The organism is Streptomyces sp. NPDC005492 (assembly GCF_040605995.1).
Classification (GTDB): Bacteria; Actinomycetota; Actinomycetes; order Streptomycetales; family Streptomycetaceae; genus Streptomyces.
Genome location: NZ_JBEXDX010000002.1, coordinates 323,078 through 335,838 on the forward strand (window position 1 = coordinate 323,078; position 12,761 = coordinate 335,838).

General features: G+C 69.0%; 14 protein-coding genes, 1 tRNA gene and 1 pseudogene. 13 read left to right on the top strand and 3 right to left on the bottom strand.

Annotated features, from left to right (window positions below; translation table 11 throughout):
* The first annotated feature begins 19 nt into the window (after positions 1–19).
* The 13 genes and pseudogenes from ABZT04_RS04265 to ABZT04_RS04325 all read left to right on the top strand — a co-directional run bounded on the left by ABZT04_RS04265 (position 20) and on the right by ABZT04_RS04325 (position 10,751).
* On the top strand, positions 20–313 hold the full coding sequence (locus tag ABZT04_RS04265) for a hypothetical protein (RefSeq protein ID WP_356052743.1): 294 nt from the start codon (positions 20–22) through the stop codon (positions 311–313).
* The gene (locus ABZT04_RS04270; protein ID WP_356052747.1) at positions 310–909 is read left to right on the top strand and encodes a hypothetical protein; all 600 of its coding nucleotides are present in this window, start codon (positions 310–312) and stop codon (positions 907–909) included. The genes ABZT04_RS04265 and ABZT04_RS04270 overlap by 4 nt, the downstream gene beginning before the upstream one ends.
* A complete protein-coding gene (locus ABZT04_RS04275) occupies positions 906–1,559 on the top strand; it encodes a GGDEF domain-containing protein (RefSeq protein ID WP_356052749.1) in 654 nt (217 codons plus the stop codon). The genes ABZT04_RS04270 and ABZT04_RS04275 overlap by 4 nt, the downstream gene beginning before the upstream one ends.
* The gene (locus ABZT04_RS04280) at positions 1,556–2,521 is read left to right on the top strand and encodes a DUF2637 domain-containing protein (protein WP_356052751.1); all 966 of its coding nucleotides are present in this window, start codon (positions 1,556–1,558) and stop codon (positions 2,519–2,521) included. Before ABZT04_RS04275 ends, ABZT04_RS04280 begins: the two co-directional genes overlap by 4 nt.
* A complete protein-coding gene (locus tag ABZT04_RS04285; protein ID WP_356052753.1) occupies positions 2,521–2,901 on the top strand; it encodes an RRQRL motif-containing zinc-binding protein in 381 nt (126 codons plus the stop codon). The genes ABZT04_RS04280 and ABZT04_RS04285 overlap by 1 nt, the downstream gene beginning before the upstream one ends.
* Positions 2,902–3,155: 254 nt before the next feature.
* Positions 3,156–5,373, top strand: a pseudogene (locus ABZT04_RS04290) (cell division protein FtsK).
* A gap of 140 nt (positions 5,374–5,513) precedes the next feature.
* Positions 5,514–5,789, top strand: coding sequence for a hypothetical protein (locus ABZT04_RS04295; protein WP_356052755.1), 276 nt, complete (start codon positions 5,514–5,516; stop codon positions 5,787–5,789).
* On the top strand, positions 5,786–5,980 hold the full coding sequence (locus tag ABZT04_RS04300) for a hypothetical protein (RefSeq protein WP_356052757.1): 195 nt from the start codon (positions 5,786–5,788) through the stop codon (positions 5,978–5,980). The genes ABZT04_RS04295 and ABZT04_RS04300 overlap by 4 nt, the downstream gene beginning before the upstream one ends.
* A 14-nt stretch (positions 5,981–5,994) precedes the next feature.
* The gene (locus tag ABZT04_RS04305) at positions 5,995–6,474 is read left to right on the top strand and encodes a hypothetical protein (RefSeq protein WP_356052759.1); all 480 of its coding nucleotides are present in this window, start codon (positions 5,995–5,997) and stop codon (positions 6,472–6,474) included.
* A 160-nt stretch (positions 6,475–6,634) separates the two neighbouring features.
* On the top strand, positions 6,635–7,525 hold the full coding sequence (locus tag ABZT04_RS04310) for a bifunctional DNA primase/polymerase (RefSeq protein ID WP_356052761.1): 891 nt from the start codon (positions 6,635–6,637) through the stop codon (positions 7,523–7,525).
* 346 nt (positions 7,526–7,871) lie between these two features.
* Positions 7,872–9,038 (top strand): DUF3631 domain-containing protein, encoded by a 1,167-nt coding sequence (locus ABZT04_RS04315; protein ID WP_329254932.1) that lies wholly within the window; start codon positions 7,872–7,874, stop codon positions 9,036–9,038.
* A gap of 224 nt (positions 9,039–9,262) precedes the next feature.
* Positions 9,263–9,472, top strand: coding sequence for a helix-turn-helix domain-containing protein (locus ABZT04_RS04320; RefSeq protein ID WP_356052764.1), 210 nt, complete (start codon positions 9,263–9,265; stop codon positions 9,470–9,472).
* A 73-nt stretch (positions 9,473–9,545) separates the two neighbouring features.
* A complete protein-coding gene (locus ABZT04_RS04325) occupies positions 9,546–10,751 on the top strand; it encodes a site-specific integrase (protein WP_356052767.1) in 1,206 nt (401 codons plus the stop codon).
* A gap of 84 nt (positions 10,752–10,835) precedes the next feature.
* Here ABZT04_RS04325 and ABZT04_RS04330 read toward each other — a convergent pair.
* The 3 genes from ABZT04_RS04330 to ABZT04_RS04340 form a co-directional block, all read right to left on the bottom strand.
* Positions 10,836–10,909: transfer RNA gene (locus ABZT04_RS04330), tRNA-Pro, on the bottom strand.
* 54 nt (positions 10,910–10,963) lie between these two features.
* Positions 10,964–11,743 (bottom strand): Pr6Pr family membrane protein, encoded by a 780-nt coding sequence (locus ABZT04_RS04335; protein ID WP_356052770.1) that lies wholly within the window; start codon positions 11,741–11,743, stop codon positions 10,964–10,966.
* Between the two features lie 88 nt (positions 11,744–11,831).
* Entirely contained in the window at positions 11,832–12,758 is a 927-nt protein-coding gene (locus ABZT04_RS04340; protein ID WP_356052772.1) for a metallophosphoesterase, read from the bottom strand.
* Between the last annotated feature and the right edge of the window lie 3 nt (positions 12,759–12,761).

The following is a 12,761-nucleotide window of genomic DNA, read 5'->3' on the forward strand; positions in this document are numbered from 1 at the left end:
CCAATTCAGGAGCTTCGCCATGCGCTCATACATCGGCGGTCATCAGGCCGTCACCACGAACGACTTCATCGAACTGGCCCTGGGTACTCCGCCTGAGCTGTGGCTCGGGGAAGAGGGCGAGAGCGAGGAAGAGCGTGCGGCCAGGCTGGACGCGGCGCGCGACATCCTCGCCGACAACCCCGGTCTCCCGGACGCCGTGGCCCGTATCGCCGTTGAGGTAATCGAGGCGCACGCCCCGGAACTGTTCAACGTCGTCCCCCTGACTCGGCCGGCCATCCGGCGCCGGGTCTCTCGGAAGGGAGCGGCGGCATGAAGACGACGACTCCCGCCCCTGAGGTGCTGGCTGATCACAACGGTGAGCCGCGCCCGTTCCTGAACATGCCGCTGACGTACGAGCAGGCCCGGTTGGGCATGGCCTTTCATGAGGCTGGGCACGCCGTGTTGTCCATGGCGTACGGGATGCACGTCATCACGTCCGAGGTCATCGCTTGGGAGCCGGAGCCTGGCCAGTGGGCGGTGACCGGTAACACCGCGCACCAGACGCAGGACACCCCGCCGTGGCACTACGCCGCGCAGTGCGCGGCCGGCGAACTCGCCCACGTCACCTACCTGATGGCCTACGGCCTGTGGACGCCTGAGCGCGCTGCCGCGTGCGCCGCCGCCCATGACCGTGAGCTGGCAATCGACGTCCTGCGCCAGTTCGGCTACCGGCTCGGTCGCACCCGCGTTCCGGAGGGTGGCAAGTCCTGGGGGATGGTGCAGGGCATGGCGCGGCGCAAGGTCGGTCACCTGTGGCGCGAGATCCGCACCGTGGCGCACGCCATGGATGAGCGGACCGTGCTGACCGGCGACGAGATCGTCGACTTGACCGGTCTGGTCAACCCTTCGTTCCAGGGCGGTGCGGCATGAGTGAGCTGCTGTTTGCCGCGGCGTCGGGTGTGCCGATGGCGGCAGGTTGGTCGCTGCATGCGCTGCGCCTGCGCCGCCGTATCGAGTCCGCGCGGCGTGACCCGCTGACGGGTCTGTTCACCCGTGACGCGTTCGCCGAGCGTGCCTCGAAGGTGCTGGCGGGCGGCCGGAGCGCGGTCTACGTCGTCGACCTCGACAGGTTCAAGGAGATCAACGACACCTACGGGCACGCTGCCGGGGACGCGGTCATCGCGGCCACCGGTGGGCGGCTCGCGGACTGGGCCGACGTCAACGGGGGCATCGTGGTGCGCCTGGGGGGCGATGAGTTCGCCGCTGTCGCTCGCGTGTTCAGCCTGGCTGATCTGTCGTGGACGCTGGGGGAGTTGACCCGCGCCATCGAGCAGCCGGTCACCGTCGGCGGTCGACCTCTCACGGTGGGCGCTTCTGTCGGTGCGGTCGCCTACGACCCGCGCACCGACGACGTGGACCTGTCCACGCTGCTTCGCCTGGCGGATGAGCAGATGTACGCGGCTAAGCGCTCGGGTGCCGACTGGCTCACCGCTCTGGACCTGACCTTGCAGAGCGGGACGGTCAACGGCCGTCGCGCTGGCCGTTCGGGTGCGCACGGCGGGACGGAGGCGACGGCATGAACACCACACTCCCCGCCTCCGAATCCCTGCCGTCCGGGGTGCCGCCGCTAACGAAGCCTGAGATGGGGCTTGCCGGTGTCGGCGCGCTCGCCGCGGCCGGTGTCGGTGCGCTCGGTCTGATCTCCTCTTTCGACGCGGTGTCGTCTGCTGCGGCGAGTTGGGGGTTCTCGGCTCCGTGGATGCTGCCGGTCGGTATCGACGTGTCTATCCCGGTGTTCACCGTCGCCAACCTTCTGTTGATCCGGATGGACATGGCGCTGGCGTGGGTGCGGTTCGTGCCCTGGGTGCTGACGCTGATCACGTGTGGGCTGAACATCGCGGCCGGACACTCGCTGTCGGCGAAGGTCGCGCACGGGACGATGCCGCTGCTGTGGGTGGTGTTCTCTGAGATCGGTGCGCACGTCTACGCCGTGCGGATCGGCGCGGCGACCGGCCGGCGTATGGAGAAGATCCGGTTCTCGCGCTGGCTGTTGGCGTTCCCGTCCACGTTCGCGCTGTGGCGCCGGATGACGCTGTGGGAGATCACCTCCTACAGCGAGGCGCTGGCGCGGGAGAAGGAACGGCAGTTGGCCCGCGCGGACCTGCGCGAGACCTACGGCCGCAAGTGGCGGACCAAGACCCCGCGGCGCGAGCGCGTGATGCTACGCATGGGCGACCTCGCCCCCGCCACCGAAGAAACCACCCTCGCCCCGCATCCGGTGAGCAGTCCGCCGGCGCACCCGCCCATAGCCGCGGCGCGCCCGCAGCGCCGCACCACGGCCAAGACCACCGGCAAGGCGCAGCGCACCTACGAGGACCTGCTCATCGAGGCTCGCGCGGCAACCGCTCAGTGGACCGAAGCCAGGCTGAACGCGGAAGCCATACGCACGGAGATTCACTGCTCCGCAGCCAACGCCCGCAGGCTTCGGGACGCGCTGAAAGCCGAGCGTGCCCAAGCCCCCGCGCTGCACGTGGTTCCGTGATGTCCGGGTCGTTCGGCAAGTGCTACGACCCCACCGGCGCCCAGTTCGGCATCCCCACCTACCCCTGGCGCTACGCCCCCGACGGGCTCGCCACGCGCCGCCAACTGCGCGCCCGTGGCTTACGTCCGGGCGGTCAGTCGATCGCGGCGCAGGTACTGCGCCCGCGCTACCGGCGCGGCCCGTTGGTCGCCTACCTCTACCGCGTCGACCGCGCCAAGCCGGTCCGGCCGATGACGCCCGGCAAACGGGCCGCCCTCGCCAAGGCCATGTGCGCCCGCCGCACCTGCCCCAACTGCCGTACGGACGCGGGATACGTCATCCCCAGCTCGCTCGGCATGTGCGTGCCCTGCGCCTACCCCGAGGAACAGCGCGCCGCGTGACCTACCAGAAGTCCAGGAACTCCCAGAGAGCTTCCGCGATTCGGTTCTTGCGCCGGTGCGCCTTGCTGCAATAACGCCGCTTGCGCCAGCGGCTTTCCGGCTGCTGCACCGGTTCGCCGCACCACTCGCACGGCCGCGTCCTGGACTCAGTTTTCCCCATGCCACCCCCGTAGCACTGCCGTGCGGGGTCCGTCCGCCCACCTCCTACAGCGACGGACCGACCCCGCCCTGCCTCCCATTGGAAGGAACCTTCAGTGAAGCACCCCGACGACGAGAACGAACTCTTCAACCGACTCGAAGCAGAACTGAACACCGACCCCGCCGCCGACTCCGGGGGCGATGTAGTCGACCTCGACAAGGCACGGTCGGCCCGTACCGAGTCGCCCGACCCGACCGCCCGACCCGGAGCCCGGTCGGTCGGGTGCCGAGTCGGGCGACCCGACCGCCCGCGTGATGGTCGACGTTCCGACCACGAAGGCGACGGGTCCGGGCTACCTGGGTCGGCTGCTCGCCGCGCAGCGCCGTCCGGTCGTTCCGCCGTGGCTTCAGTCCGTGGCGGAACTGAAGACCGACACGGCGTGGGTGGCCCGGCACTACGCGCACTCGGTCGGCTATCACGCGCTGCGCTCCCCGGTCTACGCCGCGCGGCTGACGCTCCAAGCACCGTCCGGTGCTGCGAAGTTCGTGGGCGGCACGCTGCGGTGGATGGCCGACCGCGAGGGCGAGCCGGTCCGACTCGCCGCGGTCCGCCGCGAGGACGCTGCCGAGTACCTGAAGCTGTCTCGGCAGCGCGACGGACGGGTCCGACTGCGCACCCTCGTCACCGTGCTCGCGATGTTCATCGGGCTCGGCTCCGCACTCGCCCTCTACGTCCTCGCCCCGGACTGGCTTCAGGCCGTCTCGGTCGGCGCGGTCGTGATGGCGCTCGGGTTCGCCGGCCGCAAGGCGGATGCCCCGGTCATCCACCGCGCGGTGGAACTGCCCAAGGCGGTCAAACTCACCAGCGACATCGTGCTGCGTGCGCTCGGCTCGCTCGGCATCCCCGCCATCAACCAGGCCCAGGGCAAGGGCCGCGACGGCTTCGAGTTCACCGCCCCCATCACGCGTGACGGTCCGGGCTGGCGTGCGGAGGGCAACCTCCCCTACGGCGTCACGGTCACGGACGTCATCGAGCGCCGCGACCGGCTCGCGTCCGGTCTGCGCCGCCCGCTCGGGTGCGTGTGGCCCGAAGCGGTGGCCGATGAGCACACAGGGCACCTGGTGCTGTGGGTCGGCGATCAGGACATGTCCAAGGCGAAGAAGCCTGTATGGCCGCTGGCGAAGTCGGGCACGACGGATCTGTTCAAGCCGGTCGCGTTCGGTACTGACCAGCGCGGACGCTGGGTCGAGATCACGCTCATGTACATCGCGGCCGTCATCGGCGCGATCCCGCGCATGGGCAAGACCTTCCTGCTGCGCCTGCTGCTGCTGATCGCGGCGTTGGACCCGCGTGCGGAGCTGCACACCTATGACCTCAAGGGCACGGGGGACCTTGACCCGGTCGGCAACGCGGTCTCCTACCGCCACCGTGCAGGCGATGAGGAAGAGGACATCGAGTACGCGGTGCGGGACCTGCGCGCGCTGCGCGAGGAACTGCGCCGCCGCGCCAAGATGATCCGCTCCCTGCCGCGGGACATCTGCCCCGAGTCCAAGGTGACGTCCCAGCTCGCGGACATGAAGCACCTGGGACTGCACCCGATCGTGGTCGGGGTGGATGAGTGCCAGGTCTGGTTCGAGCACGACAAGTACGGCAAGGAACTCGAAGAGATCTGCACCGACCTGGTCAAGCGCGGTCCCGCCACCGGGATCGTGCTGCTGCTGGCGACCCAGCGGCCGGACGCGAAGGCCCTGCCCACCGGCATCAGCGCGAACGCGTCGGCGCGGTTCTGCCTGAAGGTCATGGGCCAACTGGAGAACGACATGGTCCTCGGCACGTCCGCGTACAAGCGGGGTGTGCGCGCGACCATGTTCAGCTGGGGTGACAAGGGCATTCACTACTTCGTCGGTGAAGGCTCGGACGCCCGGATCGTCGGCTCGGTCTACGTGGACGCCCCGGCCGCCGATGCCATCGGTGCCCGCGCCCGCAAGGCGCGCGAACTCGCCGGCACCCTTTCCGGCTACGCGCTCGGGGAAGAGCCGGAGGTGGACGCGGGCAGCGCGTACGACCTGCTGCGCGACATCCTCGCCGTCGTTGCGGCCGATGAGCCCAAGGTGTGGTCCGAGACTGTCGTGGTCCGCCTCGCCGACCTGCGCGAGGACGTCTACGACGGCTGGGACCCCGAAGGGCTCGCCGCGGCGCTGAAGCCGCACGGCGTCGCCACCATCCAGGTGGGCCGACGCGTCAAGGGCAAGGTGGTCAACCGGCGCGGTATCGACCGCTCTCACATCGTCACCGCGATTGCGGAGCGTGACGAAAACCGGGACGCGGGCTGACGCTCCGGGGCCGCTAGCGATAGCGGCACACCCCGCTAACGTTAGCGGCCCCGCTAGCGCCCCAAACCCGATCTGATCAGGCCGCTAGCGGATAGCGGCCCACCTGCGGAAACCCCTGAAAACCGCCTGGGAGGGCTCTGATGACCCCCACCCTGCTCGCTATCGCCATGCTCATCGCCGTAACACTGTGTTACATCGCGGTGTGTGCTGCCTCGCCGTTCGGCAACTGCCGCAAGTGCAACGGCTGGGGCTTCCAGATGAAGACCGACCGTAAGGGCCGTCAGAAGCGCGGCAAGGACTGCCGCCGCTGCCACGCGACCGGCAAGCGCATACGCGTCGGCCGCTGGCTCTACAACCGCTGGGCCCGCATCTACCGCGCCGGCACCGACACCCCGCGCCCGGAAGGCTCCCAATGATCCTCAACATCTCCGCCGTGCTGCTGTTCGGCGCCGCGTCCGCCCTCGCAGTCAAGACCAAGTCTGCCGGCGGTGGCGCGGCCATCGCGCTGTTCCTGTTCGGGTTCTTCGTCGCCGGGACCGGCGCGTACGAGCCTATCCACAACCTCGTGCAGGCATCCGCCGACGCCCTGTCCACCCTCGGCAACTGAACGGGAGAGCTGCCATGAACGAACCACTCACGCCCTACGACCACCACCGCCCCGCCGGTCACAACGCGGCGGTCGTTGACGTACACCACCCCACGCCGCTCGCCCCGGTACCGCACGCCGCGCCGCTCATGCACGTGCAGCCCGGCAGTATCCCCGCGGTGGCGAGCATCGTCCTGCCCGACGGCCGCGTCGTCACCGGCTACGCCATGGAGCCCGCCAAGCCCGAACCCGTCGTGACCAAACCGGCCGTCTCGCGTACGGCGGTGAACATCGCGCTCGGAGGCATCGGGTTTGGCGCCGTGTGCGGTGGCCTGGTCCTGCTCACCACGTTCATCGTCGCCCTGGCCGCGCTGATCCATCAGCTCATCGTCCTCGCCGCCGTCATCTTCGGAGGCTGGGTTGCCGTGCAGGTGTTCAGCGCGAGCGGCCATGGCGGCGGGACAACGGTCAACATCCGCAAGGCCGTCTTCAAGCGCAACCACTTCCACAGCTAGCTACGCCCGAGGCGGGCGCCGTCTCACCACAAGCCTGCGCCCGCCCCGGTTCTCCAGTCCCTCCAAGAGAGCAGGAGACCTACAGCATGACCCAACGTCGTGCATTCGGCGAGGGCCGTCCGGCCCATGCCACCGCATCGAGGATGTCGGGGGTGAGCGGATGAACCGCCACCTCCTGTACGCCGCACTGGACGCTGCGGAACGAGGGTGGGCCGTCCTCCCACTGCGCCCCGGCGACAAGCGTCCGGCCCTGCACGGTGAAGACGTCTGCCCCGGCATCGGGGACTGCGCTGGCGGTCACCGTAAGTGGGAAGAGCGCGCCACCATCGACCCGGACCGTATCCGCCGCGCGTGGGGCGACCTGCCGTTCAACGTCGGCATTGCGACCGGCCCGTCCGGCCTGGTCGTCGTCGACCTCGACATGCCCAAGCGAAAGTGCAGTGCGGACACGCCTTCCGGCGTGACGACCTTTGCGGCGCTCTGCGAGCGCGCCGGGCAGGCCATCCCCACCACCCGTACGACCCGGACCGCGAGCGGCGGATTCCACCTGTACTTCACCGCCCCACCCGGTGTGCGGCTCGGCAACACGGCCGGACGGCTCGGCAAGCGCATCGACACCCGTGCCTGGGGTGGCTACGTCGTCGCCCCCGGCAGTCTCACCCCCACCGGTGCCTACGCGATCATCGACGACACCCTGCCCGCCCCGCTGCCGGAGTGGCTGTACGCTCTTCTGACGGTCCGTCAAGCTTCGCGGGCACTGACGGCTGCACCGTCATCGGTTCGAGCGTCCAGCTACGCCACATCGGGCTTGAACGCCGAAACCGCGAGCGTGCGCACGGCCCCGGAGGGCGAGCGCAACGCCACCTTGCTCCGGGCAGCGCGAGCCTTGGGGCGCTTCATCGCGTGGGGCGACCTCCCCAGGGAGCAGGTTGAGGAGGCTCTTCAGTGGGCGGGGGAGCAGGCCGGTCTTGCTCCGCGGTCCTGTGAGGCGACCATTCGCAGCGGTCTGAACTGGTCGATTGCCCGCAACAGTCAGCGGAGGGCGGCATGAGCACCCTTCGCCGCCCCTCTCTGAAGAGCCTTCCCGCCACCCCCACCGGTCCGCGCGCCGCTGCACAACCGGCGCCCGTTCCGACCGTGGGCGAGCCGAAAGGCGTCGCCGTAGGCGTCCGCACTGCTCTTCGCTCTGACCCGAGCAAGGGTGACGGCCGGTACCCGGTCGCGTGGCTGTGCATCAGCGCACCGCGTGGCGCCGTGCCTACCGCCACCTCGAAGTGCCTGTGCGGCAGGGACCGTAGCGCCGTTGGCCACACGAAGGTGCTGGCCCTGATCGCCGACCACACCGCCCACCGCGACGAATGCCCGCTCCGCACCACCCAGGAAGGGAGGGCCGCGGCATGACCACCAATCCGCCGGCGCACCCCACGGACGGTTCCGCCCTGCTCGATGAGGTCGAAGCCTTCCACCGTCGCTTCAACGTCTTCCCCCTCGAAGCCGCCTACGTCGCGGTCACGCTGTGGAACGCGCACGCGCACCTGCTCGACTGCTTCGACGCCACGCCCCGTATCGCGTTCCTGTCGCCGGAGCCGGGCTCCGGGAAGTCGCGAGCACTGGAGATCATCGAGACCCTGGTGCCCAAGCCGCTAGTTGCGGCCAACGCGTCCGCCTCGGTGCTCTTCCGCGCTGTGTCCACCCTGGAGACCCGCCCCACGATCCTCTTCGACGAGGTCGACACGGTGTTCGGGCCCAAGGCAGGGGACAACGAACCGCTGCGCGGGTTCCTCAACGCTGGCCACCGCCGCGGGGTCGGCATGTGGCGCTGCGTCGGAGACGGAGCCAACCAGCAAGTACAGGAGTTCCCGTCGTACTGCGCGGTCGCGATGGCAGGGCTCGGCTCGTTGCCGGACACGATCCTGACCCGCTCGGTCATCATCAGGATGCGCCGCCGCGCGAGGAACGAGTACGTGGAGCCCTACCGCCAGCGCATTCACGAGAAGGAAGGCAACGCGCTGCGCGACCGGCTCACCAACTGGGCACAGTCCGTGGCTCACTTGGTCGACGGAGTGTTCCCTGAACTGCCCCCGGAGGTCACGGACCGACCCGCGGACGTCTGGGAACCGCTTCTCGCGGTTGCCGACGCTGCCGGGGGCGAATGGCCGGAGCGAGCCCGCACAGCATGTGTGGAACTGGTTAACGCGGCCAAGGTCGGAGACAAGGGCAGCACCGGTATCCGGCTGCTCACGGACCTGCGCGACCACGTGTTCAACGGCATCGACCGCCTGCCCACCGTCGCCGTTCTTGACCGCCTGCACAGCCTTGACGAGGCGCCGTGGGCGGACATGAGCGGCAAGCCGCTGGACGCGCGGGGGCTGGCGCGGATGCTGCGCGAGTACATGACCGCGGACAACACCCCGGTAGCGGCTCGGAACATCAAAGCGGGCGGCAGCGTGATGAAGGGCTATTACGCCGCGGACCTCCATGACGCGTGGGAACGCTACTGCCCCCCACCCCCTGAGAGTCCGCTACTTCCGCTACCGCCGCTACCGCGCAGGTCGGAGGCCTGAAAAAGGTAGCGGCAAGGGCGGATTCGTCCGCTACCCGCACCGCTTCATCCGCTACCGGTCCCGCACCACCCCCAGGGCCGGTAGCGGATTCATCCGCTACCGCTACCCCTATCCGCTACCTCGATCATGCCCTTGACCAGGGAGGTAGCGGAGGTAGCGGAAGTAGCGGACCTGACAGGAAGGGGGTCACCGCCCCCGACTCCCTGCCGAGGAGGCACCGCCGCGTGAGCACCGCTGTTTCACCCGCTGAACAACTCCTCTACAGGCCCGAAGAGGCCGCCATAGCGCTCAGGATCGGCCGCTCGATGCTCTACGAGGAGATACGGCTCGGGCGTCTCCAGACAGTTCGCATCGGCCGTCGTCGACTCGTACCGCCTGAGTACATCTCGCAGTACGTCGAACTCCTCAAGCGCGAGGCAGAAGCCACCGCCTGAACTCCCAATCACCCACCGCGACAGGGCCGCGTCCTTCAGGGCGCGGCCCTGTCCTTTGGAGGCACAGCACAGCATGACCGAGACCCCGAAGCGCGCCCAAAGGGCAGGCCACGGTGCGGACACGATCTATTGGGACCCCGTCAAAAAGAGCTACGTGGGGGCCGTTTCCCTTGGGCACGCCCCGAACGGCAAGCGCCGTCGACCGAAGGTGTACGGCAAGACGAAGACCGAAGTCCGCCAGAAGATCCGGGACTTGAAGAAGGAGGTGCAGACGGGCGTCAAGGCGCCGGCCAACTACACCGTGGCAGACGCGGTGAACGACTGGTTGGAGCGCGGGCTGAAGGGGCGCGACGAGAAGGGCACCATCGGTAAGAACCGCTCGATGGCGAACAAGCACCTGATCCCGTTCATCGGTAAGGCCAAGCTGAAGGAACTCAGCGCGGACGACATTGATGACTGGTTGGACGACAGGGCCGAATTCCTCGCGACGCGAAGCCTGCGCGACCTGCTCGCCGTCCTGCGCCGTTCCGTCGCACACGCGCAGCGCCGGGATAAGGCAGCGCGCAACGTGGCACTACTCGTCACGGCACCGGAGGGGCGCCCCGGCCGTCCGAGCAAGGCGCTGAACTTGGAGGAGGCGAAAGCCGTGCTCATCGCTGCACGTCCGTCACGGCTGTATGCGTACCTCGTGCTCTCGCTGCTCAGCGGCGTGCGTACGGAAGAGGCGCGACCGCTCACCTGGGATCACGTCTTTCTGGAGACGAAGGACGACACTCCGCCGCACGTCGCGGTGTGGCGCTCGGTGCGGAAGCACGGCGAGACCAAGACCAGGAAGAGCCGCCGGACCATCGCTCTCCCGAAGCAGGTGGTCGATGTGCTCGAAGAGCACTTGAAGTGGCAGCAACGGGAGCGCGCTACGAAGGGAAAGGAGTGGAGCCCGGCCGGCCGTGTCTTCACGACCCGGACCGGTGAACCGCTGGACGCGGCCAACGTTCGACGCGACTTCAAGGCCATCGTGAAGAAGGCGGGACTGAAGCCTGAGTGGACCCCGCGGGAGCTCCGGCACAGCTTCGTGTCCCTGCTCTCGGATCACGGAATCCCGTTGGAGCGGATCGCGCTGTTGGTCGGTCACAGTAGCCAGACGACGACAGAGGCGGTCTACCGCAAGCAGCTTCGCCCGGTGATCACGCAGGGCGCTGAAGCGATGGACGAGATCTTCGCTGAAGATCAGGAAGGGGCCCACACGGAGGACCGGGGCGAGGGCGACGCGGTGGCCTGACTCAATCCCTTTGGCCCCCTGTTTGGCCCCCCGGGCATGAAAGAGGCCCATTCGCGATCAAGCGAATGGGCCTCTGACCAGCTGTCGGGGTGGCGGGATTTGAACCCACGACCTCTTCGTCCCGAACGAAGCGCGCTGCCAAGCTGCGCTACACCCCGATGTCGCCGCTCATCTTGCCGGTGCTGCTGCTCATCGCGGCGACGTCGTTTACTTTAGCCCACCGGTGGCTGGAGACGAAATCCGGTTTTGGCGCGGTGGCGGACCGGGTTGGGGCGGGCGTGGTCGAGGGCGACGAGGAGGACGGCGAGGGCGTAGAAGGCGAGGCCGAGGAGGAGGGCGTTGCCGAGGACGCTCTTGTAGCCGTGGTGTTCGACGTCCAGGAACGTGTAGAGGTAGCGGCCCGGTGTGCCGGGGAGGATCAGTTCGCCGCGGCCCAAGGAGACCGCCAGATACACCAGCGGGTAGAGGAGCCACGTCGCCGCCATCCGCAGATGCAGCCGGCCGGGGGCGGTCAGGAGCAGCCAGTCGATCACGGCCGCGATCGGGGTCACCGTGTGCAGGACCTGGTTCGTCACCGCCTGCCAGCCCGTCACGGTCCCGCCCGTCATCGCGAACGGGCTCGACGCGTGCGCCAGGATCAGGTGGTACACCAGGCCCGTGATCGTGATGTAGAGGAGGGACCCGCCGGTCACCAGCGGGGAGAGGGGGCGGCGGGCCGTCCAGGCTCGGCGGGCCGTGGTGATCATGACCAGGGCCAGCAGGATGTTGCTCTGGATCGTGAAGTAGGTCAGCACCCGGATCGGGCTGCCGAGGAGCAGGTCGACGGTCACCGCCGCCCCTGCCACGAGCGCGACCAGCAGTCGGTACACGGCCGCCACCGGGCGGCGGTACGGGGCCACCACCGCGGTGGCGGGAACGGGTGAGGCGAACAGCGCGGGCATGCCGGGTACCGCGGGGAGGTCCGGGATGTCCCTGGGTATCGGGGCGGTCATGCCCTCACGCTAGGCAGCGGGGACGAATCGGGCGATACGGGTGGACCGTATGAGGTACCCCCAGCCCCCAGCCTGCTCCTCCCCCCTCCTACTCCCGCCCCACCAACGTCAGCAACGTCGCCTCCGGCGGACACGCGAACCGCACCGGCGTGTACTTGTTCGTCCCGCACCCCGCCGACACGTGCAGATACGACGTCCGGCCCTCCGCCGAGTGCCGAGACAGGCCCTTCACGCGGTCCGTGTCGAGGTCGCAGTTGGTGACCAGGGCGCCGTAGAACGGGATGCAGAGCTGACCGCCGTGGGTGTGGCCGCCGAGGATCAGGGGATAGCCGTCCGCCGCGAACGCGTCCAGGACCCGTAGATACGGCGCGTGCACCACGGCCATCGAGAAGTCGGCGTCGTCCGAGGGGCCGCCGGCCACGCGTGCGTAGCGGTCGCGCTTGATGTGCGGGTCGTCGAGGCCGGTCAGTTCCACCGACGCGCCCTCGAACTTCAGCGTGCCGCGCGTGTTCGTCAGGTTGAGCCAGCCCGCCGCGTCGAAGCCGTCCCGCAGGTCCTCCCACGGGTTGTGGATGGCTCCTACGACAGGAGGGTTGCCGTTCAGCCCGTGGCGGCCGGCGCTCTTCTCCAGCAAGTACCGGGCGGGGTTGCGGGGTTTGGGGCCGTAGTAGTCGTTGGAGCCGAAGACATAGGCCCCCGGGAATTCCATCAGCGGGCCGAGCGCGTCCAGGACCTCGGGGACGCCCTCCGGGTCGGAGAGGTTGTCGCCGGTGTTGATCACGAAGTCGGGGCGCAGGCCCGCGAGCGAGCGCAGCCAGCGCTGCTTCTTGCGCTGCCCGCCGACCATGTGGATGTCGGAGACCTGGAGGACCCGGAGCGGGCGCATGCCGGCGGGCAGGACCGGGACCGTCACCCGGCGCAGTCTGAAGGAGCGGACCTCGAAGCCCGCCGCGTAGACCAGACCGGCGGCGCCTGCCGCCGCAATTCCCAGAGGTACTCCGTATCGCGCGCGCATATC